The 26264-nt window shown below is 57.4% G+C and carries 29 protein-coding genes and 3 tRNA genes; 13 read left to right on the top strand and 19 right to left on the bottom strand.

The features are described 5' to 3' along the window. Nucleotides 1-61 precede the first annotated feature (61 nt). Nucleotides 62-379 carry an HlyU family transcriptional regulator gene (locus ASC96_RS23310; RefSeq protein WP_060505459.1) on the top strand — a complete coding sequence of 106 codons (318 nt, stop codon included), beginning with the start codon at nt 62-64 and terminating at the stop codon, nt 377-379. 196 nt (nt 380-575) lie between these two features. Beyond that, nucleotides 576-1820: a GGDEF domain-containing protein gene (locus tag ASC96_RS23305; RefSeq protein WP_060505458.1), complete on the top strand. Its 1245-nt coding sequence runs from the start codon at nt 576-578 to the stop codon at nt 1818-1820. Between the two features lie 20 nt (nt 1821-1840). Here the strand turns inward: ASC96_RS23305 and ASC96_RS23300 are convergent, their stop codons facing one another. Next, a complete protein-coding gene (locus tag ASC96_RS23300; RefSeq protein ID WP_060505457.1) occupies nt 1841-2302 on the bottom strand; it encodes an Lrp/AsnC family transcriptional regulator in 462 nt (153 codons plus the stop codon). Nucleotides 2303-2456: 154 nt separating this feature from the next. Between ASC96_RS23300 and ald the strand changes: the two genes are divergently transcribed. Further along, nucleotides 2457-3575, top strand: coding sequence for an alanine dehydrogenase (gene ald / locus ASC96_RS23295; protein ID WP_060505456.1), 1119 nt, complete (start codon nt 2457-2459; stop codon nt 3573-3575). Nucleotides 3576-3627: 52 nt separating this feature from the next. On the opposite strand, the gene ASC96_RS23290 is transcribed toward ald, so the two are convergent. The 5 genes from ASC96_RS23290 to ASC96_RS23270 all read right to left on the bottom strand — a co-directional run bounded on the left by ASC96_RS23290 (nt 3628) and on the right by ASC96_RS23270 (nt 7404). Then, on the bottom strand, nt 3628-4098 hold the full coding sequence (locus ASC96_RS23290; protein WP_060505455.1) for a DUF1203 domain-containing protein: 471 nt from the start codon (nt 4096-4098) through the stop codon (nt 3628-3630). 81 nt (nt 4099-4179) lie between these two features. After that, complete coding sequence (locus tag ASC96_RS23285) at nt 4180-4746, bottom strand: GNAT family N-acetyltransferase (protein ID WP_060505637.1); 567 nt, start codon at nt 4744-4746, stop codon at nt 4180-4182. Between the two features lie 5 nt (nt 4747-4751). Next, entirely contained in the window at nt 4752-5606 is an 855-nt protein-coding gene (sseA, locus tag ASC96_RS23280; RefSeq protein ID WP_060505454.1) for a 3-mercaptopyruvate sulfurtransferase, read from the bottom strand. A gap of 3 nt (nt 5607-5609) precedes the next feature. Further along, nucleotides 5610-6356 (bottom strand): alanyl-tRNA editing protein, encoded by a 747-nt coding sequence (locus ASC96_RS23275; RefSeq protein ID WP_060505453.1) that lies wholly within the window; start codon nt 6354-6356, stop codon nt 5610-5612. A gap of 7 nt (nt 6357-6363) precedes the next feature. Continuing rightward, complete coding sequence (locus ASC96_RS23270; RefSeq protein WP_060505452.1) at nt 6364-7404, bottom strand: cysteine synthase A; 1041 nt, start codon at nt 7402-7404, stop codon at nt 6364-6366. 312 nt (nt 7405-7716) lie between these two features. Between ASC96_RS23270 and ASC96_RS23265 the strand changes: the two genes are divergently transcribed. Both ASC96_RS23265 and ASC96_RS23260 read left to right on the top strand, forming a co-directional pair. Continuing rightward, entirely contained in the window at nt 7717-8364 is a 648-nt protein-coding gene (locus ASC96_RS23265; RefSeq protein WP_060505451.1) for a ChrR family anti-sigma-E factor, read from the top strand. Nucleotides 8365-8471: 107 nt separating this feature from the next. Beyond that, nucleotides 8472-9314 (top strand): SDR family NAD(P)-dependent oxidoreductase, encoded by an 843-nt coding sequence (locus tag ASC96_RS23260; protein ID WP_060505450.1) that lies wholly within the window; start codon nt 8472-8474, stop codon nt 9312-9314. A 36-nt stretch (nt 9315-9350) separates the two neighbouring features. Here ASC96_RS23260 and ASC96_RS23255 read toward each other — a convergent pair whose 3' ends face one another. From ASC96_RS23255 to ASC96_RS23225, 7 genes are all read right to left on the bottom strand, one after another. Continuing rightward, on the bottom strand, nt 9351-10604 hold the full coding sequence (locus ASC96_RS23255; protein WP_060505449.1) for a cyclopropane-fatty-acyl-phospholipid synthase family protein: 1254 nt from the start codon (nt 10602-10604) through the stop codon (nt 9351-9353). Nucleotides 10605-10647: 43 nt separating this feature from the next. Further along, nucleotides 10648-11526 (bottom strand): DUF1365 domain-containing protein, encoded by an 879-nt coding sequence (locus ASC96_RS23250; protein ID WP_082512229.1) that lies wholly within the window; start codon nt 11524-11526, stop codon nt 10648-10650. A 2-nt stretch (nt 11527-11528) separates the two neighbouring features. Then, nucleotides 11529-12872: an FAD-dependent oxidoreductase gene (locus ASC96_RS23245; RefSeq protein ID WP_060505448.1), complete on the bottom strand. Its 1344-nt coding sequence runs from the start codon at nt 12870-12872 to the stop codon at nt 11529-11531. Then, complete coding sequence (locus ASC96_RS23240) at nt 12869-14326, bottom strand: deoxyribodipyrimidine photo-lyase (RefSeq protein ID WP_060505447.1); 1458 nt, start codon at nt 14324-14326, stop codon at nt 12869-12871. The genes ASC96_RS23245 and ASC96_RS23240 overlap by 4 nt, the downstream gene beginning before the upstream one ends. A gap of 178 nt (nt 14327-14504) precedes the next feature. Continuing rightward, nucleotides 14505-15137, bottom strand: coding sequence for a LysE family translocator (locus tag ASC96_RS23235; protein WP_060505446.1), 633 nt, complete (start codon nt 15135-15137; stop codon nt 14505-14507). Between the two features lie 83 nt (nt 15138-15220). Continuing rightward, entirely contained in the window at nt 15221-16009 is a 789-nt protein-coding gene (locus ASC96_RS23230) for an APH(3'') family aminoglycoside O-phosphotransferase (protein WP_060505445.1), read from the bottom strand. A gap of 138 nt (nt 16010-16147) precedes the next feature. Next, nucleotides 16148-16753, bottom strand: coding sequence for a TetR family transcriptional regulator (locus tag ASC96_RS23225; RefSeq protein ID WP_060505444.1), 606 nt, complete (start codon nt 16751-16753; stop codon nt 16148-16150). Between the two features lie 76 nt (nt 16754-16829). Here ASC96_RS23225 and ASC96_RS23220 point away from each other — a divergent pair, with 76 nt between their 5' ends. Further along, the gene (locus ASC96_RS23220; RefSeq protein ID WP_060505443.1) at nt 16830-17744 is read left to right on the top strand and encodes an SDR family oxidoreductase; all 915 of its coding nucleotides are present in this window, start codon (nt 16830-16832) and stop codon (nt 17742-17744) included. A 73-nt stretch (nt 17745-17817) separates the two neighbouring features. On the opposite strand, the gene ASC96_RS23215 is transcribed toward ASC96_RS23220, so the two are convergent. After that, a tRNA-Asn gene (locus ASC96_RS23215) sits at nt 17818-17892 on the bottom strand. 221 nt (nt 17893-18113) lie between these two features. Here ASC96_RS23215 and ASC96_RS34095 point away from each other — a divergent pair. After that, the gene (locus tag ASC96_RS34095) at nt 18114-18392 is read left to right on the top strand and encodes a hypothetical protein (RefSeq protein WP_060505636.1); all 279 of its coding nucleotides are present in this window, start codon (nt 18114-18116) and stop codon (nt 18390-18392) included. Between the two features lie 59 nt (nt 18393-18451). On the opposite strand, the gene ASC96_RS23205 is transcribed toward ASC96_RS34095, so the two are convergent. Beyond that, nucleotides 18452-18772, bottom strand: a complete 321-nt coding sequence (locus ASC96_RS23205; RefSeq protein WP_060505635.1) for a hypothetical protein — start codon at nt 18770-18772, stop codon at nt 18452-18454. A 263-nt stretch (nt 18773-19035) separates the two neighbouring features. Between ASC96_RS23205 and lexA the strand changes: the two genes are divergently transcribed. Continuing rightward, a complete protein-coding gene (gene lexA, locus ASC96_RS23200) occupies nt 19036-19746 on the top strand; it encodes a transcriptional repressor LexA (RefSeq protein WP_060505442.1) in 711 nt (236 codons plus the stop codon). Nucleotides 19747-20873: 1127 nt separating this feature from the next. Continuing rightward, nucleotides 20874-20947 (top strand) — tRNA-Cys (locus tag ASC96_RS23195). 73 nt (nt 20948-21020) lie between these two features. Here ASC96_RS23195 and ASC96_RS23190 read toward each other — a convergent pair. Then, nucleotides 21021-21239, bottom strand: a complete 219-nt coding sequence (locus ASC96_RS23190; protein ID WP_060505441.1) for a hypothetical protein — start codon at nt 21237-21239, stop codon at nt 21021-21023. Nucleotides 21240-21590: 351 nt separating this feature from the next. Continuing rightward, nucleotides 21591-22073, bottom strand: a complete 483-nt coding sequence (locus tag ASC96_RS23185; protein ID WP_156393863.1) for a hypothetical protein — start codon at nt 22071-22073, stop codon at nt 21591-21593. Nucleotides 22074-22213: 140 nt separating this feature from the next. On the opposite strand from ASC96_RS23185, the gene ASC96_RS23180 reads away from it, so the two are divergent. The 3 genes from ASC96_RS23180 (at nt 22214) to ASC96_RS23170 (ending at nt 23175) form a co-directional block, all read left to right on the top strand. Further along, nucleotides 22214-22567, top strand: a complete 354-nt coding sequence (locus ASC96_RS23180) for a hypothetical protein (RefSeq protein WP_156407479.1) — start codon at nt 22214-22216, stop codon at nt 22565-22567. A 143-nt stretch (nt 22568-22710) separates the two neighbouring features. Beyond that, nucleotides 22711-22788 (top strand) — tRNA-Met (locus ASC96_RS23175). Nucleotides 22789-22953: 165 nt separating this feature from the next. Beyond that, nucleotides 22954-23175 carry a hypothetical protein gene (locus ASC96_RS23170; RefSeq protein ID WP_060511025.1) on the top strand — a complete coding sequence of 74 codons (222 nt, stop codon included), beginning with the start codon at nt 22954-22956 and terminating at the stop codon, nt 23173-23175. A gap of 1298 nt (nt 23176-24473) precedes the next feature. Here ASC96_RS23170 and ASC96_RS23160 read toward each other — a convergent pair. Next, entirely contained in the window at nt 24474-24779 is a 306-nt protein-coding gene (locus ASC96_RS23160) for a hypothetical protein (protein WP_060505436.1), read from the bottom strand. A 551-nt stretch (nt 24780-25330) separates the two neighbouring features. On the opposite strand from ASC96_RS23160, the gene ASC96_RS23155 reads away from it, so the two are divergent. Further along, nucleotides 25331-25960: a putative metallopeptidase gene (locus ASC96_RS23155; RefSeq protein ID WP_060505435.1), complete on the top strand. Its 630-nt coding sequence runs from the start codon at nt 25331-25333 to the stop codon at nt 25958-25960. Here ASC96_RS23155 and ASC96_RS23150 read toward each other — a convergent pair. Next, on the bottom strand, nt 25957-26247 hold the full coding sequence (locus ASC96_RS23150; RefSeq protein WP_060505434.1) for a hypothetical protein: 291 nt from the start codon (nt 26245-26247) through the stop codon (nt 25957-25959). The two genes, ASC96_RS23155 and ASC96_RS23150, sit on opposite strands and share 4 nt — an antisense overlap. Nucleotides 26248-26264 lie beyond the last annotated feature (17 nt).

The raw sequence follows: 26264 nt of genomic DNA, 5'->3' as shown, positions 1-26264 counted from the left end.
GGATTACTGATGAAAGAAGTTAGCCTTTGACAGGCCTGTTTGCCATGGTTAAGTCTTTTGCATGGCTTCTTTTCTGTCAAAACTGTTCGGCTTTTCCAATGGCTCCGGAACCGAGGCGGCTGCGCCCTCCGGCAAGACGGAAACCTATGGCGATTGCCTCATCCGCGCCACGCCGATCCGCGAGGGCTCCCAATTCAGGCTGGCCGGTTCGGTTGAAAAGGACGTCGAAGGGACGATGCGTGTCCGCACCTTCATCCGCGCCGATGTTTTCACGTCTGAACAGGATGTGATTGATGCGACATTGCGCAAGGCGCATCAGATCATCGACCAGCACGGCCCGTCATTGTTTGCCGACGACGTTGCTTCCCGGCAGGTCTAACTCCGCCCATTTGATACTGCTTGTTTGACCTGCCATCGGCAGATGCCGTTACCGTGCTGATGTAAACATTCGCACACTCGGCTCTAACGGCGCTCGAGCCGGTTCGCCTTCAACAATCGGCGGCAACACCCTAAACGTTTCTTTAAATTTGCCGTTTATAGATCCGCACAGTGAAAATCTGAGTGAACATCCGGCGATGACCAATGTAGTGTTGTTTTTCTGCGAAGGCCTTGTCTACGTCGCAGTCATGGTCACGCTGCTGCATTTGCGCCACCGGTTGGGCCTCGGCGTCTTCATCGCTGCGCTTGGCGTACTGCATTTCATCGAGACCTATCTTGCGGCTGTCTTTTACGTACAATTGCCATTCGGCGTGATTTCGCCGGGCTCGGCCGTACTGTTTGCCGGCAAGCTGATGATGATCCTCCTTCTCTACGTGAAGGAGGACGCGGCGACAGTGCGTCAGCCGATTTATGGCCTTCTTGCGGGTAATTTTCTCACTGTCGCGCTCAGCCTGCTCTTGCAGATGCACCAGACCGTTTCGGCCGTGCCAAATCGCAGTGCCGATCTCGCCTTCATCGACGAGATGGGCTGGCTGATGCTGTGGGGGACGCTGATGCTCTATCTCGATTCGCTGCTGATCATCCTGCTCTACGAACGGATCGGCCGGTGGGTGCGGGGTATGCTCACTTTACGGTTCCTCATCTGCGGCGTCGTTATTCTGACCTTCGACCAGGCCGGATTTTATGTCGCGCTGCATGCGCTCAACGATGCACCGGCCGAGGTGTTCTGGGGCGGCTGGATTGCCAAGATGGGGGCAGCGGTCGTCTATTCACTGATTCTCGGTGCTTACCTGCATTTTTCCAGCCATTCGGTACTCTCCGTCGTGCGGCAGCCGATCGGCGACATTTTCAACACGCTGACATTTCGGGAGCGTTACGAGGACTTGCTGTCGAAGTCGGGACGGGACATGCTGACAGGCGTACTCGACCGCAGCCGCTTTGAATTCGAAGCGCCAAGGCTGATCCGCCACGCGGTGGCGTCAGGGAGTGTCATCAGCCTGATCATGATTGATGCCGATCACTTCAAGAGCATCAACGACCGCTTCGGCCATCTCGAAGGCGACCGGGTGCTGAAATCCATCACCGATGCTATCCAGGCAGGACTGCGTCCGAACGACTACCTTTTCCGTTATGGTGGAGAAGAATTCGTCGTCCTGTGCGATGGTCTGGATCATAGCAGCGCCTTGTCACGCGCCGAACAGTTGCGGCTACGGGTGCTGAGCGATGTGACGACCTCGGATAAGTCTGCCGTTACCGTCAGCATTGGTATTGCCTCGACGCCTATTGATGGAACGACGACTCGCGATCTGTTGTCGAAGGCCGACATGCGGCTGTATGAAGCCAAGCGCGCAGGACGCAATCGTGTGGTCGGACACGCTTGAAATTATCCGGTCACTCGCATTCAAACGCCGACATTCGGCCGGTCGATAATTTCGCGAAGCGAAAAGCTGGAATTGATCTTGACCACATGGGGCAAGGCAGAAAGCCAATCCCGATGGATACGCTCGTAGTCCTCAAGGTCCTTCGCCGCGACCCTCAGAATGTAGTCGTATTCTCCCGACATCAGGTAGCAGACCAGCACATTCGGACAGAGTTTCACCGCCGCTTCAAACTCCGTCAATGTCTTGGCAAACTGGCCTGATAGCGAGATGTGGACGATCACCATGATGCGGTAATCGAGCGCCTTGTGCGACAGACGGGCATGATAGCCGCTGATGACGCCGGTCTTCTCGAGGATATCGACCCGGCGCGAGCAGGCGGACGGCGAAAGGCCGATTTTTTCGGCCAGTTCGGCATTTGCAATCCGGCCATTCTGCTGAAGAATCCGCAGGATCGCAGCATCAATTGCATCCATCGCCATCAGTCGAATATCCTTCGAGTTTCTAACTTAAAACGCAATAATCTGCGAAAGATTACGATATCGATCCGTCATTTTGCAAGGACATGCGATGATCTTTCTGTTTCGCTACGCGGGCAAAACAACAAAGGCGTAAGCCGCATAGGAGAGGAACGCGAAGATGCGTGTCGGTTGCCCGAAGGAAATCAAAAACCATGAATATCGTGTCGGTCTGACGCCCGGCTCGGTGAGGGAATATGTGGCGCATGGCCACGAAGTGATCATCGAGACAAAGGCGGGCGCAGGCATTGGCGCGGAAGACGACAGCTATCGAGCGGCCGGCGCAAGAATAGTCGCCACGGCCAGGGAAGTCTTTGAAAAATCCGACATGATCGTCAAGGTCAAGGAACCGCAGCCCTCCGAATGGGCGCAGCTCCGCGATGGTCAGATCCTCTATACCTATTTGCATCTTGCCCCCGATCCCGAGCAGACCAAGGGGCTACTTGGCTCTGGCGTGACCGCAATCGCCTACGAGACCGTCACCGATGATCGCGGCGGCCTACCGCTGCTGGCGCCGATGTCGGAAGTGGCCGGACGGCTCGCCATTCAGGCGGGAGCTACCTCGCTGCAGAAGGCCAATGGCGGCCGCGGCATTTTGCTCGGTGGGGTACCAGGCGTTCTGCCTGCCAAGGTTACCATAATCGGCGGCGGCGTCGTCGGCTTGCATGCAGCCCGCATGGCGGCCGGCCTTGGCGCAGATGTGTGCATTCTCGACCGGTCCATCCCACGCCTGCGCCAACTCGATGATCTCTTCGCCGGCCGTGTCCACACCCGGTTCTCGACGATCGACGCGCTGGAAGAGGAAGTCTTTTCAGCCGATCTCGTCATCGGCGCTGTGCTGATCCCCGGTGCTGCAGCGCCAAAACTGGTGACGCGCGAAATGCTGTCCGGCATGAAGAAAGGCGCTGTCATTGTCGATGTCGCCATCGATCAGGGCGGCTGCTTCGAGACATCACATGCGACGACACATTCCGATCCGACCTATGAAGTCGATGGTGTCGTGCACTATTGCGTTGCCAACATGCCGGGTGCCGTTCCGGTGACCTCGGCACATGCGCTCAACAATGCGACGTTGTTCTACGGCCTACAGCTGGCCGACCGTGGCTTAAAGGCGATTGCCGAGGACCGGCATCTGCGGGCTGGCCTCAACGTTCACAAGGGCCGCGTTACCAACAAGGCAGTTGCCGAAGCGCTTGGTTATGAGAGCTATGCCCCGGAAGCTGTGCTGATGTCCGCCTGACCCCGTCGCTGGTCAAGCATTATGGCGGGGCCGGTCACATCCGGCCCCGTTTTCATGCGCGCTCGATGCGGCATTGATAACAGTTGTTGCGGGCCGAGCGGACATGGACATAGGCCACTTCGGGCCGTTCCAGCAATTCGCTTGCCCGGGCGTCGACGGTATCAACCGGCGTTACGGCGCCGGTGCCATAGACGATCCGATCGTCGGCACCATAACCGCGCAAAAGATAATCCTTGCTGGTGGTCAGGATCGGTGGAACCGCCTCGCCACCGGCATAGGCGTCGCATGGGTCCGCATGCAGAAAAATAGGCCCGGTTTCCGCATAGGGCTGAAGTTCCGGGAAGGGGCGATAGGCAAGGATAAGATATCGGTCGCCCTTGGCGATATTGGCAAGGCAATGGCGGCAGGGCATGCCTTGGCCATCGGAGACATGCCGTTCCGGCGTCAGACCGTAGGCGTCGGGTTCGCGCCGGCGGTAGCGTGCAGCAAGATCGCTTGGCATCGGTTGGTAGTTTAGCGGCATCTTTGGTTCCTCCAGCTTCAATACTGAAGGAAATGCCATGTGCCGACATACAGCGACACCCGAAACTTGCCGTAGCGAGATTCAGAGTCCGCGTGCGAATGCCAGCAGTTCGTCGTCGGTGAGTGGCAAGACCTTGGCATCATGGGTCGAAACCGGCGAGAAGCCAAAGCGCTGGTAAAGCTGCAGTGCGCGCGGATGATCGAGCGTGTTCGTCGCAACCCGGACGATTTTCGGATTCGAACTCCAGGCGGCATACAATGTCTGCAGCAGAAACCATTTGCCGAGCCCAAGGCCGAGTGCATGTTCGAACATACCGAAATGGGAAAGCTCGACGGTATCCTCGTCCACCTGCAGCAGCTCAAAGAAACCGGCCGGCGCACCGTTAACATAAAGCACGGTCACGGTATTGCGCTTGTCATGCAGGACGCCGGCAAGGTCGGTGTCGCTCATCCGCAGCCGGTCGACCCAGTTCCAGCGTTTACCGACCTGCAGATAAAGGAAACGATAGAAAGGAAGCGGAATTTCCGGCACGCGCATGATCGCCGTCTGGATATTGACCGGCACCGGCAGGCTCTGCTTGGGCGGTGCGGTCATTTCCAGTTCGGTGATGCGAACATCAAGCGATTCGGCTGCGTTGCCCTTGGTCATGCTGATCATTCTTTCCCGGTAACGACGGGTGTGTCTGCCCGGCTGCCCCATTCGGACCAAGAGCCATCATAGAGCGTATTGTCCGTATGGCCCAGAGATTGCAGCGCCAGCGTGATGATCGCCGCAGTGACGCCTGAGCCGCAGGAGGTGACGACCGGCTTGTTAAGATCAATACCGGCTGCCTCAATCGTTTCGCGCAGGGCGTCAAGCGATTTGAACTTGCCGCCGGTCGAGAAAACACCGGAGGGCAGGCTCTTGGCGCCGGGCATATGACCGGATCGCATGCCGGCTCTCGGTTCCGCTTCCTCGCCGGTAAAACGTGCAGCACCGCGCGCATCGGCAATCTGGCGGGAGCCGGTGGCGACGATGTCGCGCATTTGTGCAAACGAGGTCACGGCTTCAGCATTGAACTTCGGATGGAATGTGGCAGGTGCCGGCTGAGGAACGTCAGTGGTGATCGGCCGCCCCTCGGCCTTCCAGCCATCGATACCGCCATCAAGTACGAACACCGATTGGGCGCCCATTGTGCGCAACAGCCACCAGACACGGGGCGCCGTGAATATGCCAGGGCCGTCATAGACAATGATCGTGTCGGTCTCGCTGATTCCAAGCTGGCCAAGAGATTCGGCGAAGGATTGCGGTGAGGGGATGGTATGCGGCAGACCGCTGGTCAGATCGGCGATGGCGTCCTGGTCGTAGAAGACGGCGCCCGGAATATGGCCGGCCGCATATTCGGCCTTAGGGTCCCGCTTCTGCGCCGGCAGATACCAGGCGGCATCGAGGATTTTGACGGAAGGATCGTTGAGGCGCTGCTCAAGCCAATCCGCGGAAACGACGAAGGCGCTTTTCTGTTCGGTCATCGATTATTCTCCGGTGGATGCGGCGTCCGGCGTACCGAAACGGATTCGAAAACGCCGGTTTTCCTTGCCCTTCTTTTCGATCTTGGCGATGTGGATTGCGCCGACCTCCTGGGTTTCCGACACATGCGTGCCGCCGCAGGGCTGGCTATCAACCGAGGCATTCTCGCCGATGCAGACAAGGCTGACCCGGCCAAGGCCCATCGGCGGGCGGACATTCTTCGATTTGACGATATCGGGATTGCCTGCCAATTCCTCGTCGGTGATCCATTGCAGGTAGATCGGATGATTGTCTTCAACCAGCACCATCATCGCAGCCGTGACCGCGTCCTTGTCGATGGTCTCGCTCATGTCGAAATCGACACGGCTCTCATCCTCACCGACAGCCGCACCCGTAATCGGATACTGGCAAACGACGGAGAGCAAGTGGCAAGCCGTGTGCATGCGCATCAGCTTGTAGCGACGCGGCCAGTCGATATGCAGCACCAGCTTTTCACCGACCAGCACGGATGGCTGATCGGCTGCCGGGACGTGAATGATGATGTCTTTGGTATCGCCGTGGCGCGTCGTTGCTATCTCGATGCGGGTGCCATCGGCACGCTCGAAAAAGCCGTTATCGCCGGGCTGGCCGCCCGAGGTCGCGTAAAAGCAGGTCCGATCCAGCTCGATGCCACCGTCCTCCCGTATTCCCGTGACGATCGCCTCCGTGGTTGAAAGGTAGAAGTCGTCGCGAAAAAGGGCAGTCGTTGTCATGAGATGCTTATCCGGCGGGTTCGTAGGGGACCGTTATTCCGGAATTCCGCGTCAGCCAGGCCGGAACAGGAAGGCCTTTTGACTTCAGAAATGCGGGATTGAACAGTTTCGACTGATAGCGGTTACCATAGTCGCACAGGATCGTCACGATGGTATGTCCCGGTCCCAAATCTTTTGCCAGGCGAATGGCACCGGCAATATTGATGCCCGAGGAGCCGCCGACGCAGATGCCTTCCTTTTCAACAAGATCGAACACCAGCTGTACGGCTTCGGCATCCGGTATCTGATAGGCGAAATCCGGCGTGAAACCTTCGAGATTGGCGGTGATGCGTCCCTGGCCGATGCCCTCGGTGATCGACCCGCCAGACGATTTCAGCTCGCCATGGGCATAAAAATTGTAAAGGGCCGCCCCTTCCGGATCGGCGATGCCGATCTTGACGCCCGGGTTCTTTGCTTTCAGGCCAAGCGCTACGCCAGCCAATGTACCACCCGACCCGACTGCACAGACGAATCCATCGACCTTGCCGTCCGTATCGCGCCAGATTTCCGGCGCGGTCGTTTCAACATGGGCGTCGCGATTGGCGACGTTATCGAACTGATTGGCCCAAATCGCGCCGTTCGGCTCGGTCTTTGCAAGCTGGGCAGCGAGGCGGCCGGACAGCTTCACGTAATTGTTGGGGTTCTTGTAAGGAACCGCGGGAACTTCGATCAATTCGGCGCCAAGAAGCCGCAGGGCATCTTTTTTTTCCTCGCTCTGCGTCTCCGGAATGACGATGACCGTGCGATAGCCGAGCGCCTCGGCAACAAGGGCAAGACCGATGCCGGTATTGCCAGCTGTCCCCTCGACGATCACCCCGCCTGGTTTCAGTTGTCCGGATTTTTCAGCATGACGGATGATCGACAGTGCGGCACGATCCTTGACCGACTGGCCCGGATTGAGAAACTCCGCCTTGCCAAGAATGGTGCATCCCGTCGCTTCCGAGGCACCCTTGAGGCGGATCAGCGGCGTATTGCCGATGGCATCGAGAACGGAAGGCAGAACGGACATGAGTGAACCTCTTGGCTGCAGGCGGTCGCTTCAGGCAGAACCTGACGCTGATGACGATTTGAACAGGTCGTATGGGAACGGCCTGAGCCACAAAAGCCCTTGCCGTTCAACATACCGAAATCCTAGCGTCTTTTCGGCCCACACTCCCGTCGAAGCAAGAAATAGCGTTTCGCCTTGGCGCTGTCGTGGGCAAAATTGACCCAAAAGTGGAAGATCGCGTTTCGCAATCGGCGTGATCCATTTGTTGACCCCTGGCGTAATGAGGCGATAGTTTCCGCGGCGCTCATGCGGCAAAACAGGTAAATCAAATGAATGGCTGATGTTCAGCTGGATACAGTGGATGCCTTGATGGCACGGTATGCTGCCGGCGTTCTGCCGGAGCCAGCACGCGTGCTTGTCGAAGCACATCTCGAGATGCAATCCGTCAACAGGCCCAGGGTCGCCGAGTACGAAACGGTCGCCGGTGATATTCTGGAACATATGGAGCCAGTCTCTTTCAGGTCAAGAGACAGCGCATTGAGAGCCATTTTCGCAGCCCCCCCCCTGGCAGCCGCCAAGGTCGCACCAGTACAGCCCGCAAGCGCGTTTTTTCCAAAGGCCATTCGTGATTTTGCCGGGCTCGATGCTACCGAAATTCCCTGGAAACGAAAACTGCCCGGTTTCAAGGAATACAGTCTTGGAAAAATCGATGGCTGCGACGTCAGCTTTTTCTGGTTGAAGCCCGGCCGCGTAATTCCGGCCCATACGCACGAAGGCTACGAGCTCTCGCTGGTGCTAGACGGCGCATTCAACGATACGCGGGGGCGCTTTGCCAAGGGCGACATATCGGTCGCAGACGAGAGTATCGACCACCGTCCCGTGGCAGAATCGGAATGTCCCTGCATCGGCTTTGCCGTCTTCCAGGCACCGCTCAAACTGACCGGCTCATGGAAACAATTGCTCGGCGACCTGATCGGCTGAGTTCTGCCGAACATTGGCCCGAATGCGGGAACAAACTACATTTCAATGCGTATTGTTTGGTGATCCCGGCTTCCGGGGTCCACAATGAAGCAGCGAAAGGAAGCCCGATGACCAACTATGTCGCACACCCTGATATGGGTTTGGCTTGGGTCACGGGGGCAAGTTCGGGCATCGGCCGCGCCTTGGCGTTACGGCTGGCGAAGGACGGTTACAACGTCGTTGTCACGGCGCGCGACCACGAGAAACTGGTCAAACTGCAGCACGAATCTCCCGGACCCGGCAAGATCATCGTCCTCGACGGCGACGTGACCGATCCGCGGGATATGGAGCGGGTTTTCTCCGCGATCGAATACGAGCACGGATCGATGGTGCTCGCGGTTCTCAATGCCGGCGTCTACGTTGCCGTTCACGGCGAGGACCTGCACCGCGAAGATTTTGAAAAGACTTTTGCGGTCAATCTGCACGGAACGGTCAATTGCCTGCTACCGGCGGTGCGTCACATGAGGGCGAGGGGGCATGGCCAGATTGCCATCGTCTCGTCCGTCACCGGATATGGCGGCCTGCCGACAAGCGCGGCCTACGGGGCCAGCAAGGCAGCGTTGATCAACATGGCGGAAAGCCTGAAATTCGATCTCGACAAGGTCGGCGTGCGCCTGCAGATCATCAATCCGGGTTTCGTCGAAACGGCAGCGACAGCCAGGAACGCATTCCCGATGCCTGCCCTGGTCAGCGCCGAGGTCGCAGCAGACCGCATTGCCGACGGCCTGAAATCCAGCGGCTTCGAGATCACGTTTCCAAAGCGCTTCACCTTGACGATGAAGCTGCTCAACCTCTTGCCTTACAGTCTCTATTTCTGGCTGATCAACAAGGCTACGGGATGGAAAACGCGCCCGCTGGTGACCGGTGGACATGCCGTCGACATGCTCAAACGGGATCCACAGGCGGTGTGATGGCGGCAGGTTGAGCCGAGCCGCCCTGCTGCGGTCTTATTCATACACGATTTGCCGGACGTCGATATTCCGGGCGCGGAAACCGGCTTCGCAATAGAACAGGTAAAACTCCCATAGCCGCTTGAAGCGGATATCGAAGCCGAGCGGCTCTACCTTGTCCCAGACACTCCAGAAGCGCTGGCGCCATTCTGCGAGCGTGCGAGCGTAATCCAGCCCAAAGCCGAAATCGCCGCTGATCTTCAGGCCCACCTTGCGGCCGAGGTCGATCAGATGTTGCGGGGTGGGCAGCATGCCGCCGGGGAAGACATATTTCTGGATAAAATCCGGATTGGCCCGGTATTCCTGATAGGCTTCAGGCTTGATGGTGATGATCTGAAGCCCAGCCTTGCCGCCCGGCTTCAGGCAGCGTTGCAATTGGGAAAAATAGGCCGGCCAGTATTTTTCGCCGACGGCCTCGAACATCTCGATGGAAACGATCCGGTCATAGAGGCCCGCCTCGTCGCGATAATCCTGGAACTTGATCTCTACCTTATCGGACAGGCCCGCATTCCTCATGCGTTCATTGGCAAAGGCCAGCTGTTCGCGGCTGATGGTCAGGCCTGTCACCTTGCAACCGATCTCACTCGCCGCATATTCGGCGAAACCACCCCAACCGCAGCCGATCTCCAGCACATGATGGCTGGAGGTAATGCCCGCCGCGTCCGCCAGGGCCTTGTATTTGGCGCGCTGGGCAGATTGCAGGTCATTGGCACCCGTCGAATAGAGCGCAGACGAATAGGTCATCGTCGGATCGAGCCACTGCTTGTAGAAGGCATTGCCCAGGTCGTAATGGGCAGAAATGTTCTTCCTGGAACCGGATTTGGTATTAGCGTTCATCCAGTGACGGAATTTTTCGACCAGACGCAGCACGCCGCGTGCGCCATTGGAGAAATTGCGGCCAACATCGGTGTTGACGAGGAAGAGTTCGAGAAACGCACCGACATCCGGGCTGTCCCAGTCACCATCCATATAGCTTTCGGCAACGGCGATGGTGCCACCGGTCAGCGCGCGCTGCGGCAAATTCCAGTTGTGCAATGTCACGGAGGCGACAGGTCCATGGACCTTGCCCTTGACGACCACGGTGCGGCTATCGGGTAAGGTCAATTTCAGACAACCGGCCTGCATGTGCACAAGACCACGCAGAACCATCTGCGCTTTGGCGGGCAATCCTTTGACTATGCGCGAAAGATTTTCAGCGGAAAGACGCTCTCCGTCTTTCGGATCACAATAACCGGTGCCTGCTGTGCTCATGCGACAGATCCTCAGCAATCATTGTTCTTGACGCAAAATAACCTCATTCCGCCGGACCGCCAACCTGGGATTCAGGAGAAAAAACAAGGCTTGTCCTGCGACCCTCCTTCCACGCGCTCGTCAGTTCCGGCGCTTGCGGCCGCGGAATATAGCGGACGCCTTTGCCCCAGAGCTTCAATGCCTCCCAATGAATCCCTGCGACAATCTTGAATGTAAGATGCGGAATGCGGGCAACAAGACGCAAAATCTTGCCTGTTTTCAACGGCACTTGAACACCGGAGAAGGTTGCGGCAAGCAAAGGCCCATCCTTGTCCGTCTCCAGAATGCGCCAGCGGATTTCCTCTCCCGGCGGCAGCATGCGGAATTGGTAGCGCATGGCCATTGGAATGAACGGTGAGACATGAAACAGCTTGTCGCATTGCTGGCGGATACCGGCATCGGACACATCACCGGGACCGATTGGACAGACATAGGTGTGGCGCTCGCCGAATGTGTTGCGGACCTCATAGATCATCGCACTGAGCGCGCCGCCGCTATCATAGGCGTAGTAGACAGCCAGTGGATTGAAGACAAAGCCCAAAATGCGCGGATAGCACACGAGAAGTATGCGTTCTGGCCGCATCGGCAGGCCATTCTTGGCCAGCAGGGCATCGACATAGCCGCGCAGCCCCACCGCGCTGTCGCCCGTATGATCCTCTTCATAAAAGGATAGAAGATTGCGGCGATTGACAGAGAAAAGACTGCTCAGCCGATCCGCTTCGTCCAACCGGTCCAGGTCGATCATCAGAGAAAACACGCCATAGCTGAAACGGTGGCCGACCGGCTTCATCCGCTGATGCATCACTTTACCGGCATAAAGCACGGCCGCCGCTTGTGGCGGTGCGCCATTCTTCGTCATGTCCGAGCCGGGTGACGCGCGCATCTCTATTCTGCCGCCTCCCTGAACACCGATGAGACCTGCTGGCGCCAGGGGATGACCCCGCCAAGTGCCTCTGCAGCTGCAAGCCCGGATGTCAGGCCGTCCTCATGAAAACCATATCCGGTCCATGCACCGGCAAAAAAGGTACCGTTATCGCCCTGAATCGCCTGCAGGGCACGCTGGGCGGCCATGGAGCCTGCGTCGAACTGCGGATGATCATAGGAGAATTCGGCAAACACCGTCCCAGACTTTGGCTCGCGCTCCGGATTCAGCGTCACAAACAAAGGATGCTCCGGGGCGATACCCTGAAGGCGGTTCATCCAATAGCTGACGGCGACGCCCTGCGAGCCGCAGGATTTGACCGACCGCAGGTAATTCCATGACGCCCAGACCTTTGGCCGTTTCGGCATTAACGCCGTGTCGCGGTGCAGGATGACCCGATTGGGATGATAGGGAACGGCCGACAGCAGCGCGTGCTCTGCGGGTGTCGGATCGGAAAGCATCGCCAGCGCCTGATTGCTGTGCGCAGCGATGATCACCTTGTCGAAGGTTTTCGTTGTGCCTTGCACGTCGATGATAGTGACCCTGCCGTCCTCCCGCCGGATCGACGCTACCCCGCAGTCGAGACGGACGCGGTCTCCAAGCGGCCGCAGCAGCTTGCACAGATAATTGCGGCTGCCACCGGTAACCGTGCGCCAGGGGTGCGGCTTGGAATAGATCAGGCGGTGATTATCGAAGAACTGGATGAAATTCTCGGCCGGAAAATCCAGCATCCTGGCTGCCGGTGACGACCATATCGCGGCAGCCATTGGTGCCAGATAATTGTTTGTGAAGCCGGGAGAGAAACCGCGCCAATTGAGATAGTCGCCGATCGACATGGCCTTGAGCAGCCCGGCGCTGCGATCTTCAAGGCAGATGCGATTGAAGCGGAGGATTTCGCGCAGCATTAACAGGAAGGACGGCCGGACGAGATTGCGCTTCTGGGCAAAGACGGTCGCCAGATTGTCGCCGCTCCATTCCAGCCGTCCCTGATCGAGTGACACCGAAAAGCTCATGTCGCTCTTGTGCGTGGCGACATCCAGTTCGGCAAACAGCGCTGTGAGGTTCGGATAATTGGCCTCGTTATAGACGATGAAACCGGTATCGACCGAGATCGGCGTGCCATCATAGTCGATATCGACCGTTGCCGTATGGCCGCCGGGGCGATCATCCTTTTCATAGAGCGTGACATCGTGGACAGGATTAAGTGCCCAGGCGGCCGAACTGCCTGAAACGCCTGAGCCTATGACTGCAATCGACAAGCGGCGGCCAGGTACATGATGCGAAGCATGGGAAAACGGGGCGTTCATGCTGCGTCCTTGATCTTGCTATACGCAGCAAGAGCGCGGTCGCGCGCCTTTGCATGATCCACGAGCGGATTCGGGTATGTCTCCCCGAGCGTCACCCCGGCGGCATCAAGGATGCTCCGAGGCGCCTCGAATGGCCGATGAACGAACTTTGCAGGCAGGTCTCGCAACTCTGGTACGAAGGTTTTGACGTAAGCGCCATCGGGATCGAATTTTTCGCCCTGCAGGACAGGATTGAATATCCGGAAGAAAGGCGACGCATCGGCGCCGCTGCCTGCCACCCACTGCCAGCTTGCCGCATTGGAGGCCGGATCCGCATCCACCAGCGTGTCACGGAACCAGGCTTCACCACGGCGCCAGTCGATCAGGAGATCCTTGATCAGGAAGGATGCCGCGATCATGCGGACCCGGTTGTGCATTGTGCCGTGCCGCCAGAGCTGGCGCATGCCCGCATCGACGATCGGATAGCCGGTTTGCCCTTTCGTCCAATGTTTGAACGCATCACCGGTTCCTGACCATGCGAAAGCATCATATTTCCGGTTGAGATTTTCCCTTGGCAAATCCGGATTGTGGAAGAGCAGGTGATAAGAGAAATCGCGCCAGACCAGTTCCTTGCGAAACGTGACGACATCCTCGGTAGGAGTGTCCCTTAGATTGCGGGTGGCGTGCCAGATGCGGGCAGGGGATATTTCTCCCATGGCCAGATGTGGCGAGAGCCGCGATGTGCCATCAGTGGCCGGCAGATCGCGCCTGACTTTATAGCCTGACAAATCGTCGTCGACGAATTCCTCCAGCCGCTCGAGCGCCGCTTCTTCACCCGGTATCCAGACCTCTGAAAACGTCTGTGCCCAATCCGGCGCTGCCGGCAAAAGCGCCCAAGAGGCCAAAGTATCGCTGCCAGGCCATTTGGTTGGAGAAACCAGCGCGTCAGGGCGGTCAAGCGGCTGATCCGGTTCGCCGGATGCCTCAAGCGCCCGCCAGAACGGCGTATAGACCCGATAGGGCGTTCCCGAGCCCGTTTTCAACCGGCTGGGCTCGTGCAGAAGCTGGCCAGCAAAACTCTTGACGGTTGTTCCAGCCGAAGCCAACGTGTCTTTCAGCGGGCTATCGACGGCGATGCCATCCGGATCGTACCTGCGATTCCAGTGGACAGTCGACGCATCGGTCTCGGCTATCAGCTCGGACAGAACACTGTCCGGCTTGCCGCTGCGCAGGATCAACCGGCTTCCAAGGCCCTTGAGCGCCTTGTCCAGTCCCGTCAGCGAATGATGCAGCCACCAGGCCTGGGCTGCCCCAAGCGGCCCGGTGCCGAGCCGTGAAGGTTCACGGATATAAACAGGGATGATATCGCGCCCGGTTTGGGCAGCCGCATGCAGCGCATGATTGTCGTCCAGCCGCAGGTCCTTGCGAAACCAGATGATAATGGGTTTTTCGTGGGAAAGGCCGTTGTTTTTCATTTTAATCCGCGCATCACATCTTACGTCAGTGTGTACGCAGATACGGCTATGACGGATCAAAGGTTTCGCGGAGAAAGCTTTTTATTTCATCGTTTTGCGACGGAATGCCGGTGGCGAAATTTCAACCGCCACTTCTCTTCAGAAAGCGACGGCTGCAGCCATCAGCGGCGAGGGGAATTCAGCTCTTCTGGAAAGCCAGATGCGCACCGAGCCCAACCAGCATGGTGCCGCCAGCGCGCTGCATCAGGCGTTGCGCGGAGCTTGAGCGGCGCAGCTTGGTCATCACGGCACCGGCCAGAAACACGCAAACGATATCCGCAGACGAAAACATCATGTTGACGATCATTCCAAGGATCGTCAGTTGCAGCCACACCGGGAAAGCAGCTGACGCATCCACAAACTGCGGCAGGAAAGCCACGAAGAAGATCGCCGTCTTCGGATTAAGGACTTCGACGGTGACGCTTTCGAAGAAGGCGCGCCGGCCGGATTTCGGTTCGATGCCGGGCAGGGCGGAATCCCCCTCGACCTTGGCCCGAAACAGGGAAATGCCCAGCCAGACAAGATAGGCTGCACCGGCCAATTTGACGATCATGTACAGGGTCGGCACGGCGTGAAACAGGATCGATAGGCCAGCGGCCGCAGCAATGACGTGGACGTAACCGCCGAGGTGAATACCAAGCGCCGCCATCAGCCCGGACCAGCGGCCGCGAGCAATAGTCTGTGCAGCTGCATACAGCATGGCCGGGCCGGGAATGTAGGCAAAGACAGCCGTAGTAGCGATGAAAGCAACAAGAATCTCGATCGACGGCATAGTCTGCTCCTCTTCCCGGTCATGGTTGTAAGCCTGATCTATACACCATGTTTTTTAAGAAGTCGCGTGGCCGCCGTCTTTCGCTAGCCCCAGGTCAGCGGGTCTAGACGCAGGTAAAAATCGAGCCTTTCCCGGTCGGCAGGTGCGATCGCGTGGAGATCGAACAAACGATTTTGCGCGGTCTGCGCCTCTTCGGCGGTGCGCCAGGTTTCACGGGTATTGCCGGTCAGCAGCGCCAAGTCGACGTAGCGGTCCGCCATGCCCAACCGTCCGAGATCGATCATTCCCGTGCAGCGAAGCGTTTCCGGTTCGATCATGAAATTGGGCATGCAGGCATCGCCATGGCAAACGACGCGATCGAGGCTTTCCTGTGCAAGGCGTTCGGGCAACTCGGCCCGCACTCTGTCGAGCAAGACGTGCGGCGGTGTGTCCTGGTCGCCTGGATCGAGAAAATCCGGATTGACGCCGTCGCGTTCAACAACATCAACCGCCCGGTCGAACATGGTCTGAAGCCCGCGGTCAAACGGGCAATCTTTTACCGGAATAGCGTGGAGATCGCGCACGCGCGCCGCGATCGAAGGCCAAGCCTTGAGAAGGCTCGCTGCTTCGAGCTGGTCTGCGGGAATGCCCGGCACGGCGCTTGTCACGAGGCATGCGACGTCGTCCGACACCTGCCAATCGAGAACGGTCGGGGATCCGATCTTGAAGGGGGCAAGCCATGCAGTGCGCCGGCGCTCGTCATCCAGCAGCGCCACGCCGCTGCCGGTCGCCACTTTGGCATAGGCGCTACCATCGGCGCGCCGAAACAGCGCGTCACCCGATTCGCCGTGATGATAGGCAGTCCACTGGCTTCCGAGAGAAAAGCCCTTCAACTGGGCTGCACGGGATCGATAGTCAGTCACGCGCCATCCCCCCACGACTTGTTTGGCGAAGGCGATTTCACGCCTCAGCCCCACATAGATATTGCGAGCCGCGATTTCACCATCACCGGACAGAAAATGTCCAAGTTTTTACGCGAAATCTCGCTTGCCGGCGACGGCCGGCGAGGGGCGAGGTGAATGGCCGAGTTCGGCGAGAAATTCCTGAAGCTGCGATTCGACATAAGGCACGACCGGACCATTCGCCTCAAATCCCCACCAGAGCAGTGAGCCCTGCCATTGAGCAAGCATCAGCCGTGCGGTCACCTCCGGGCGGTTGGCATTCGTAAAACACGCGCTGAGGGCCCCGACCAGCGTTCGCCCCCAGGCTGCACCCCGAGCTCGCAGTTGGGGATCCCGAAAGTCCTCTCGCAACAAACGCAGGCCGTCGGCATAGACGGCAGCGCTGTCACCATAATTTCCCGACAGAGCGGCGAGCAAAGTAACGGCACCTTGCGGTGTCCTAGGGATTGCTTCGCACAGTTGGATCGTCTCGGCGTCCAGCTGGTCCCAGGCATGCAGCAACGCCTGACGCAGCATCGCTGCCTTGGTCGAAAAACGTTGCACCAGTGTTGAGCCGGACAGGCCGCTTGCCTTGGATACAGCGGCAAACGTCGCCGCCTCCGGTCCCTCTGCGTGGATCAGCGTCAGCACCAGATCAAGCAGGTGCTCGTCGGATAACGTGCGTGGCCGCGGCATTATTTTCCCCTTGCGTTCATTTTATTTATGAACGAACGTTCGGTTATTATCAATTCTAAACGAGGAGGACAATACCGTGGTAAGCAACCTGCAAGGGAAAATCGCACTTGTGGCCGGCGGGACGCGTGGTGCTGGCCGTGGCATCGCCGTGGAACTGGGGGCAGCGGGCGCAACCGTCTACGTGACCGGCCGCACGACACGAACCCGGCAATCGGACTATGGCCGCCCGGAAACGATCGAAGAAACCGCTGAACTTGTGACACAGGCTGGTGGTAAAGGCATTGCCGTGCGGGTGGATCATCTCATCCACGCCGAAGTCGAGGCGCTGATCGCCCGCGTCCGCCGCGACGAAAAGCGGCTCGATATCCTCGTCAACGATATCTGGGGCGGCGAGTATTTGACCGAATGGAACAAGCCGGTCTGGGAACACTCGCTTGAAAATGGCCTGAAACTCTTGCGGTTGGCGATCGATACCCATCTGGTCACCGCCCATTACGCATTGCCATTGATGATCGAGAATCCTGGTGGCTTGCTGGTCGAGATGACCGATGGCACGGCGCAATACAATGCCACCCACTACCGGCTCAGCCCGTTCTACGATCTCGCCAAGACCAGTGTCATTCGCATGGCGTGGGCACACGCGCAGGATCTGGCGCCGCATGCAGCGACATCGGTGGCAATCTCTCCAGGCTGGATGCGTTCTGAAATGATGCTCGACATCTTTGGTGTGCGCGAGGAAAACTGGGTGGAGGCGATAAAGGCCCAGCCGCATTTCGTGATTTCCGAAACCCCACGCTTTACCGGCCGCGCCGTTTCATCCCTGGCTGCGGATCCGGAGCGGGGACGCCTCAACGGGCAATCGACCTCAAGCGGCGATCTCGCCAAGATTTACGGCTTTACCGATCTCGACGGATCGCGGCCGGACTGCTGGCGCTACATGACCGAGGTGCAGGATGCCGGAAAACCGGCGGACGCGAGCGGTTACCGGTAGAACATGAAGGCGGGCGCAGAGGGTACGCCAGAAACCAAAAAGGCCTTGCTTTTTCAGCAAGGCCTTTGGAAATTGGCTCCCCGGGCCGGATTCGAACCGGCGACCTGTCGATTAACAGTCGAATGCTCTACCGCTGAGCTACCAGGGATAATCTGCGGCGGTGTGTGCTGCAGAAGTGAGGCTGCTAATACAAATGCTTTTCCGATTTGCCAAGCGGTTTTTCAAAAAAAATGCACAATCTTGTCTGATTGTGGACAACTCCCCATGTGAGAGTTGAAAGCGCTCCGTTGATTTGCCGGGGATAAACCCGCAGGATTGCAGCGTTCGCAGGCGATGGCGGGTGGCCGGACATTTGGCAGGTGGAATTTGATGGCAGAACAGCGGAAAACAAAAAAATTCGGCATCGATGCCCGCGCCCACGAACTCATCATCGGCACGTGGCGTATGCGGCTGCCGCAATCGCGCCTTTTGCGCATTTCCATCGGTGCCGCGCTGATCTTTGGCGGTATTTTGGGTTTTCTCCCGGTTCTCGGTTTCTGGATGATTCCCCTTGGTCTTCTCGTCCTGTCGCACGACCTTGCCTTCGTCCGGCGAAAGAGGCGGCGGCTTTCGGTCTGGTGGGCGCGCAAATGGCCTGCTTCCAGCTAGGAAGCTGGACGTAAGCCCTTCTCCCGATTCGGCAGAGGCTTGCGCCGGATCCGATCCGCTTATCCGCCTGAGCCTGTCTGTGGCGTCGGGTCCTTGTCCGCAGGTGCCATTTGCGCCGGATCGACCGGAGTTTCCTGCGTGGCCGGAGCGCCATTGTTCGGGGCAGGCAGCTTTTCCTCAACCTTGGTCGCAGCGTCGTTGTCTGTGCTTTCGCCAAACACTTCCGCACCGGCCCAGGCGAGCATTGCAAGGACCACGCCGCAGATGAGTACCATCAGCACCGGCCGGCCCAAAAAGCCTTGACGGGCCTGCACGCCGCTCAATTCCACGGTTTTCTGCATATCGGCATCGGAAGCGCGCTCATCGGTGTATTTCGCCATCAAAGCCTCCTCGGACGGCATCCGGAGCAGGCCGTCCATCGCATTGTTTCGAGATAAACCGAAACGGTACCGGCGGCGCAAAGGTTCCAACAGATAGCTTCCCGCGATGAATGGCAGGCGGAATGCTGAGTGGAAAGGAGCCGCTATGCAGCACGATTTTCTGTTGCGTTGAAAACACTCACGAATTTTAGGGACTTGCGGAACACATATGGAACAGATAGTGTTCGTTCTTGATTTGTTTCTAGATTCTGGAGTGATCGTTCATGCTGACCCGCAAGCAACAGGAACTGCTTCTGTTCATTCACGAAAGAATGAAGGAATCGGGCGTACCGCCATCGTTCGACGAGATGAAGGATGCACTGGATCTTGCGTCGAAATCCGGCATTCATCGGCTGATTACAGCGCTTGAGGAGCGAGGCTTCATCCGGCGTCTGCCCAACCGGGCGAGGGCGCTGGAAGTGATCAAGTTACCAGAAGCCTATACCACGAGCCTTCAGCCAAAGCGCGGCTTTTCACCGAGCGTCATCCAGGGCAGTCTTGGTACACAACCGGCACCTGCCGCACCCGTCAAGGCCGCCGCAAACAACGATACCGTCTCCATACCTGTCATGGGCAGGATCGCCGCCGGCGTACCGATCTCCGCGATTCAGAACAATACGCATGATATTTCCGTGCCGCTCGAGATGGTTGGGACCGGTGAGCACTACGCACTTGAAGTGCGCGGTGATTCGATGATCGAGGCGGGCATTCTCGACGGCGACACGGTCATCATCCGCAATACGAACAGTGCCAGCCCCGGTGAAATCATCGTCGCCCTGGTTGATGACGAGGAAGCGACATTGAAGCGGTTTCGCCGCAAAGGCGCCTCGATCGCGCTGGAAGCCGCCAACCCTGCATATGAGACGCGGATTTTTGGACCGGACCGGGTCAAGATACAGGGAAAACTCGTCGGGCTGATCCGCCGTTATCATTGATCTGATATCACTTCAGCTATGGCAGCTTAAAGGAGTGGGGAAGATTGCGTGATTTGTAGACATGGCTGCAAACCTGTCACCGTCCGGCGCGACGATAGTTTTGCCCCCTGAAAGATAATGCCTTAGCGACCTCATGAACCGACCGGAGCACTCTAAATCATGAGTAGCGGCGGAAATAAGGGACATGATTTTTCCTTCAATACGCCCGATTAACGGGCTGTAAGCCTATGAATTTTCAATGCGGCTTGCGCATCGGCAAATGTTGCCGTTCCCCTATCGCACCCTATTTTTGGAACCTATTTAGTAGGATTTCGTTGACCTATCGGCTCTATTCGTGGACGGAACCCAGGAGGCCAATGTGAGAACCGTTTTTACAAAAGTTTTGGTCGTGGCATTGATGGCCACAGTCATTTCGACTGTTCAGGCACCAGCATCGTTGGCCCAATCCTTGGACATATACATCGGACGCGACAGTCCCGCAGTTGAATACAGAGACCGGCGATACAATAATGAGTATCGTCCGCGCAGCAATTGCAGTGAACGGCAGGCAATCCGCCGTGCCTATCAGTACGGAATGCGTGATCCCGGCATCCGCTCGATAAACCGGCGCCTTGTTGTCGTTGACGGCATTGGACGCCGTGGCGAATACACTGTCTTGAAACTTGCAAACCGCCAGGGTTGCCCGCGCGTCAATTGAGACGTGGACAGATAATGCGGATCGCTCCAGCCAAGAGCTGAACGATTGGCATCGTTAGGGAAAAGGGCCGGCTGCTGCAACGGCCCGCGTTGGCAAGGCGTTAGAAACAGTGCCGTTTCGCTAAGGGCTTTGGCGCTTCATCAATCGAACAGCCGACGGCAGCACTTGCGCACCAATTCACGAATCCGTCGCCCGTCACCTTCGTGAGAATGCGCCCGGCAACAGGGCAGGGACGTGGCGCTTTGACCGGGACGCCGCAATCTCGTTTTCGGCTCCTCGCACACCGGCTTGTTCATCCCCAAAGCTGTGGAAGAAGGGTTCGGAAACGGCATCTCAGAAATGACCAAGAACGTTTTTCAGAAATACCCTCTTGCGATTTGTCTAGGATCATTCTAAACCGCCGCCACAGTTCGACTATTTGAACTGGTGAGGCCTCGTGGCGGAGTGGTGACGCAGAGGACTGCAAATCCTTGCACCCCGGTTCAATTCCGGGCGAGGCCTCCAAACCTTTCTTGCTCCACCAGTAAGACCTTGAAATCAATCGAAAATATAGCGGGTGTGGCAGTCGGTTCCTATTTCACCCCTCCGTCCCGTCCTTGCTTTCGAGCAATTTCGTGCCCATCCCATCACAGTTGATCTTCGATACGGCCTGTCTGGCCAGCCGCGCATGGTCTGCGTTGCGCGTGTAGATCTTGGATGTCTTCCCGTCCTTCCAGCCGAACATCGCTTCCAGCATATAGTCGGTGGCTTCGTTGTGCGCCTGATCAGTTGCCAGCCCCTTGCCTGGCTGAACCATGCGGACACTCTGTTTCCAAGTCCCTTCACTGTGAAAGCTTTGTCGAACTCAGTCCGCACATTGGTGAGCCCGGTGACAGGGTGCAACTCCATCACGGCTTCAAGGATCGGGTGAATGGCAATCTCGATATCCACCGGCGTCCGGTTGCGGTTCTTGAATAGCCGCAGCTTGAGAATATCGCCACACCGATGCTGCGGGCCGATAACAGCCAAGTCCGATACGCGAAAGCCGGTCTGCATTAACAGCGACAGCGCCAGTACGGCTTTCGACTTCTGGCCGTGGTGATCGATGAACTTGCCGATCTCGTCGGGCGCGATGGTGTGGTGCCCGTCGCTATAGGCGCGGAATGGTTCAACGAGCCGAGCGATGTTCGGCACCACGGGCTTGCCATCCTTCTTCGTGTCGAAGACACGGCGCATCGTCAGCCACAAAGGGCACCTCTTTCTTGCGATCCCGCAGGACCTCTAAATTTTCCACATCCATTTTTGACACCGGCATGTCGGCAAATAGCCTGCCGTCTTTTTCGCTCAACGGTTCCAGCCACATCGCCTCCATGATATTCCGCCGGCGATCCTGCGTGGACTTGTCGAGCGTGGTGAAAGCGTTGCTGCACATGTATTCCACGCAGAGCCGGAAGCTGTTTGGCTTCACGATGAAGGACAGAGCTTTCGGAATATCGACACGCGCCATCACGGGCTGGGCGGTCTTGCAGGCCTTCCAGTATTCAATGGAAAATTGCTCGCTCTGAATATCATCCGGAAGTCGGCATATCCGCTTTCCATCGATGCGCAGGTAATAGCGCATCGTGCCGTGACGGCTCTTGTTCTTCTCCACATAGCAGATCGATATTGGCCACGTCCGTCATGCAGACGCCCGCCAGTCTTCACCGTCGTCAGCGTCTTCCCCTCGCTTCGCTTCACCGGACGGACGCGTGCATCGTGAAACGGTTCCCACTGATGGTAGGTTACGCCTTCGTGCGCGATCCCCACAGCTTCTATACGCTTTCCGACTGCGACGGAGTTTCGGCTATCCTTGGTGTGGCCGGTTGCCCGCTGCGCATCCTAGCTACAGACATCGAGAACATCCGCGCCGCCGAGGCGGCCGAACTGGAATCAATGGAACGGCGACCGGCCCGCCGGATCGAAAAGGAAAACCAGGCTGGCCCTAAACTCACCCGGAAAGAAGCTCGCGACGTTTTCCCGAAAAACCACCGCGTCGTCGTCAATGGCGGCTTCCTAAAGGGTATGGGCGGATATGTTGTGGACGCCACCGGCCGCAACACCATAAAAGCGATGATTGAGACGCTGAACGGCTTGGTACCCGTATAGCTTGATATTTCTGAATTTTCCGAAGCAGTGTAATATTTCAAGCCATAAGGTGATTTTATGGCTGATCTGTTGCGGTATCACCGGGCCTCTGATCGGTTTTTCACCGCCAATCGCTCAAAAAGAACGCTGCCAATTTTTCAGTTTGTCGGAGTAGAGCAGCCCGGTAGCTTGCCAGCCTCATAAGCTGGATGTCGCAGGTTCAAATCCTGTGTCCGCAACCATATCCGAGGGGAAGCTGACGAGCCCCGCACTAAAGCAAGCTGCTGGATACGCACCCAGCACCGTCAGCCAAGCTGGGGGGGTAGCCCGGCAGATAGCTTGGAGTTTGCAATCCAGTTAGGATTTCTGGTGTAAGCGATACGGCAACATCCCAATTGGAGTTTGCCATGTCTGAGCCCGCCACATCATCGCCCATGATGATTCGCCTGGCGAATGTGATTTGCTGGGGCTTTACTGCTCTCGCCATCCTTTCAGCCGCTATCGGGGCGCTTGGCCTTGTGCTGGGCAACGGCTCAGGGGACTTGGAAAAGGTTGTTGTGTTCTTCGTTATCGCCGCTGCGCTTTATGGAATAGGCCGCGGCGTCAGATATGTGATTGCGGCTAGGTAGGTCATAAGAGGCGGCGGGTTAAATCAGGCGCACATCTCGCCACGGGTTGACGGATACTGCCCGAAACCACCGAGAATGCCGTGACGGGGTAACCGTCGATACCCTCAGTGTCGGTTAAGCGTGCCGGGAAAGTCCTCGTGAGACGGCTGGTCTTCTTCGGGTCCAACTAGGGCAACCATTTATCCCGCTATCCAAGGGTAGCGACTCGTCCAAAAGGACTACCTTTACGGCAACCGTGCATTGTCTGTTCGTAAACCGTTCATGCTTGATTTAGAGATCACGGTTTTCGTTCTGTCAACCGAATGGGAGCGCTGACGCCTCCAGTGCCAGCAAGATTCATTGGGGGGCAGGCTAGTATCCGGAACTACCGCCACCGCTGTTGCCGCCGCCATGGTCGTTGCCACTGTAGGAAGGGCGATTATCGTAGTTTGGCCTAGTCTGACACGCCGAAATCGTCAAAGTCGCAAGCGCAATAGCGATCGCTGTCACCGTATATTTGAGTTTCATGATTTTCTCCTTTAATGGAGCGCAAGGCCAGCCAGTCCGTGTGCCCGCCAGTGATTGTCTTCCTGATGTCGACCAAAGGCAAGCGACGAGGGCGACAGACAGTCGAGCGCACTCAATGAAATCCGGGCGCCGCACCTCTGGCAACCTTAATTGATCATTTACCTTTCGCCGCCGTATTCTGAAACTATCGAGAGCCTCTACCGTTTCCCCTCTTCACATTTGGGGGACGCATGGAAATCGATCGAATTGAATGGCTCCGGGAAGCTCGTCAGCCACATANGAGGGTCTTTGCGTGAAACTATCGAGAGCCTCTACCGTTTCCCCTCTTCACATTTGGGGGACGCATGGAAATCGATCGAATTGAATGGCTCCGGGAAGCTCGTCAGCCACATAGCTACCGGCGCATGTACGGTCTCGTCATGATGATACTGGCCAGCTCATCCGTTACCGCCGCAGAAAAGCGGATGGCCCAGTACATAAGCCGATTGCTCAAGGATGTAATGGAGTTGGCGGTTGCCAGTGCGCCGGCCCTATCTAGGGTGCGAATCGGTTTTGCGCATTTAACGGAAATGGTCGTAGAAGCCGCGTGCAGTAACGCCGCCGGTGAGAGGGCGTAGCTCTACACCAAAAGGATTAGCTTTACGGACTAGTTCGACAGCCGTGCATTGTCCGTTCGTAAACCGTTCATGCTTGGTTTAGCGATCACGTATTTTAGCTGCATCAAGAGAACGACCCGCATTCCCATGCCTTTATTGATGGCGGAGTTTTTGCATTTGGGGGGGCGACACCAATTACTTCGTCGGCCTCACGAGCGACACGACGCGGGGCTTGGAAGGAGCATCCAACCACTCGATCCACTTGTCTCGCTCCTCGATCGTGTCGAAGAAACGCCAGCGTTTGAATTCTTCTTCAGTGGATTCCAACATCTCGCCGATTGAGGCCAGTTCCAAAGGCAGCGGCACCTCGTTTCCGTCGAAACGGATGAAGTAGACGCCCTCCGCAGCGAGGCGAATGACCTGGCCTGTGCCATAGCTTCCATCGGAGTCATCAACCGTGAAGTACATGCCGGTCAGAGTGTCGAATACAGTTTTGCTCATAGCTTTCAATGCCAGTCCATAGAAATGCTCGGCCTTCGAAATTCGCTCAAGCACCCGTCAAAGGCAATAGATCAATGTGGGAACTTAACCCCCGCAGTCCTGAAATGGAGAGCCGGGTGTTTAAGTCCGGCTCATTAGTTTCCCTACTTCTGCACGGCCACCGCCAACAACTTCCATCGTATCGGCGCTGGCGGGTTGTGTTGGTGATGATTCTGAGGTGGTAGAGGATTGCCTTTGTTGGCAGCAATCTCGTCCCCGCAGTGAACGCACCCATAAATCGCTGAGTCAGGGGATATCCAACCGGGCGACCGTTCCTCGTGGAAGTTTTGGTGGTCTATCTGCTGAAAGTACTTGGGGTCATTATAAAGCATGCATCTATCCCTTTCTGGTTGCATCAGAATGGAACGATGAACGACCCTGAGTTGCAATAGCGATCCCGGCGAGTGTCAGTATCAGCCAAGATAATCGCCACTTATCCACGTTGTTCACAGTGATAGCGACCAAACACAAATAAACACGTCTATAAGTATCATAGGTTGAATGGTGGGTGAATGAACTCCCAGCGCCCATATCCCCCGGAAACTATGTTTGGCCTCGACGGTTTCAAATCGTTCGCTCCGGCGCCTGACGTCAGCGAGTGGGTAGAGGCGACATTCTTTGACCCGTCGTCACCTGTTGCCAATCCAGAGCACGAGCATCTTGCTAATGCCCATATCGGCTACCTCTGGACCGTGGTTGAGAACAACCGCAAGGGCAAGCGGGTGATAGGCCAGTGCGAGACCGGATCACCTCAGGGCGCGATGGGCAAGTGGTCCAAGGCCCGAGCAGAGCAACAGGTCGTCGAGTGGTTCGGCTCCGTTCCGGACTTCATCATCACGCTTGATGCTGAATACTGCCAGGAGTGCGGCGATGCCGAGTTCATGGCGCTGGTCGAGCATGAGCTTTACCACGCCGCCCAGGACGTCGATGCTTTCGGCGCTCCCAAGTTCAACAAGATGACAGGCCAGCCGGTGTTCACGATTAGAGGACACGACGTAGAGCAGTTCGTCGGCGTTGTCCGTCGGTATGGGGCAGATGCCGCTGGCGTTCGTGCTATGGTGGATGCAGCCAACCGGCCGCCCGAGATTGCCCGCGCTCATATCGAGCATTCATGCGGGACATGCCTGCTTCGGGTGGCCTAGGCGAATCCATTGCGCAGTTGGTCGAGCCACGCCTGATAGTCCACGTGGTCGTGGAGAAATTCGCGGTCGCCTCCATACAGGTCGGCACCACTCATCTGCATGAGGGCATCCCAAACCGCTCGGTCGTCAATCCTGACGTCAACGATTGGGTCGTGATCAGCAAGTACCCAACGATTTGCCCAATCAGAAGCTTCGGCAGGGGAACACGCTCCGTTGATCAAGTCCGTCAGCTTCGACAAAACCTCATGCCGTTCCGGCAGCTCGATGATTTCCGATCGGCTCTTCATTGGTACTCCACCGGCGG

It is taken from the genome of Rhizobium sp. Root1204 (assembly GCF_001424965.1).
Taxonomy (GTDB): domain Bacteria; phylum Pseudomonadota; class Alphaproteobacteria; order Rhizobiales; family Rhizobiaceae; genus Pararhizobium.
This window is presented reverse-complemented; position numbering and strand designations above follow the sequence as displayed.

Excerpts from the sequence above, each read along its gene's own strand:
- ASC96_RS23310 (WP_060505459.1), top strand. The coding sequence starts at position 62 with ATGGCTTCTTTTCTGTCAAAACTGTTCGGCTTTTCCAATGGCTCCGGA.
- ASC96_RS23305 (WP_060505458.1), top strand. The coding sequence starts at position 576 with ATGACCAATGTAGTGTTGTTTTTCTGCGAAGGCCTTGTCTACGTCGCA.
- ald (WP_060505456.1), top strand. The coding sequence starts at position 2,457 with ATGCGTGTCGGTTGCCCGAAGGAAATCAAAAACCATGAATATCGTGTC.
- ASC96_RS23290 (WP_060505455.1), bottom strand. The coding sequence starts at position 4,098 with ATGCCGCTAAACTACCAACCGATGCCAAGCGATCTTGCTGCACGCTAC.
- ASC96_RS23285 (WP_060505637.1), bottom strand. The coding sequence starts at position 4,746 with ATGACCAAGGGCAACGCAGCCGAATCGCTTGATGTTCGCATCACCGAA.
- sseA (WP_060505454.1), bottom strand. The coding sequence starts at position 5,606 with ATGACCGAACAGAAAAGCGCCTTCGTCGTTTCCGCGGATTGGCTTGAG.
- ASC96_RS23275 (WP_060505453.1), bottom strand. The coding sequence starts at position 6,356 with ATGACAACGACTGCCCTTTTTCGCGACGACTTCTACCTTTCAACCACG.
- ASC96_RS23270 (WP_060505452.1), bottom strand. The coding sequence starts at position 7,404 with ATGTCCGTTCTGCCTTCCGTTCTCGATGCCATCGGCAATACGCCGCTG.
- ASC96_RS23265 (WP_060505451.1), top strand. The coding sequence starts at position 7,717 with ATGGCTGATGTTCAGCTGGATACAGTGGATGCCTTGATGGCACGGTAT.
- ASC96_RS23260 (WP_060505450.1), top strand. The coding sequence starts at position 8,472 with ATGACCAACTATGTCGCACACCCTGATATGGGTTTGGCTTGGGTCACG.
- ASC96_RS23255 (WP_060505449.1), bottom strand. The coding sequence starts at position 10,604 with ATGAGCACAGCAGGCACCGGTTATTGTGATCCGAAAGACGGAGAGCGT.
- ASC96_RS23250 (WP_082512229.1), bottom strand. The coding sequence starts at position 11,526 with ATGCGCGCGTCACCCGGCTCGGACATGACGAAGAATGGCGCACCGCCA.
- ASC96_RS23245 (WP_060505448.1), bottom strand. The coding sequence starts at position 12,872 with ATGAACGCCCCGTTTTCCCATGCTTCGCATCATGTACCTGGCCGCCGC.
- ASC96_RS23240 (WP_060505447.1), bottom strand. The coding sequence starts at position 14,326 with ATGAAAAACAACGGCCTTTCCCACGAAAAACCCATTATCATCTGGTTT.
- ASC96_RS23235 (WP_060505446.1), bottom strand. The coding sequence starts at position 15,137 with ATGCCGTCGATCGAGATTCTTGTTGCTTTCATCGCTACTACGGCTGTC.
- ASC96_RS23225 (WP_060505444.1), bottom strand. The coding sequence starts at position 16,753 with ATGCCGCGGCCACGCACGTTATCCGACGAGCACCTGCTTGATCTGGTG.
- ASC96_RS34095 (WP_060505636.1), top strand. The coding sequence starts at position 18,114 with ATGGCAGAACAGCGGAAAACAAAAAAATTCGGCATCGATGCCCGCGCC.
- ASC96_RS23205 (WP_060505635.1), bottom strand. The coding sequence starts at position 18,772 with ATGGCGAAATACACCGATGAGCGCGCTTCCGATGCCGATATGCAGAAA.
- lexA (WP_060505442.1), top strand. The coding sequence starts at position 19,036 with ATGCTGACCCGCAAGCAACAGGAACTGCTTCTGTTCATTCACGAAAGA.
- ASC96_RS23190 (WP_060505441.1), bottom strand. The coding sequence starts at position 21,239 with ATGGTTCAGCCAGGCAAGGGGCTGGCAACTGATCAGGCGCACAACGAA.
- ASC96_RS23170 (WP_060511025.1), top strand. The coding sequence starts at position 22,954 with ATGTCTGAGCCCGCCACATCATCGCCCATGATGATTCGCCTGGCGAAT.
- ASC96_RS23160 (WP_060505436.1), bottom strand. The coding sequence starts at position 24,779 with ATGAGCAAAACTGTATTCGACACTCTGACCGGCATGTACTTCACGGTT.
- ASC96_RS23155 (WP_060505435.1), top strand. The coding sequence starts at position 25,331 with ATGAACTCCCAGCGCCCATATCCCCCGGAAACTATGTTTGGCCTCGAC.
- ASC96_RS23150 (WP_060505434.1), bottom strand. The coding sequence starts at position 26,247 with ATGAAGAGCCGATCGGAAATCATCGAGCTGCCGGAACGGCATGAGGTT.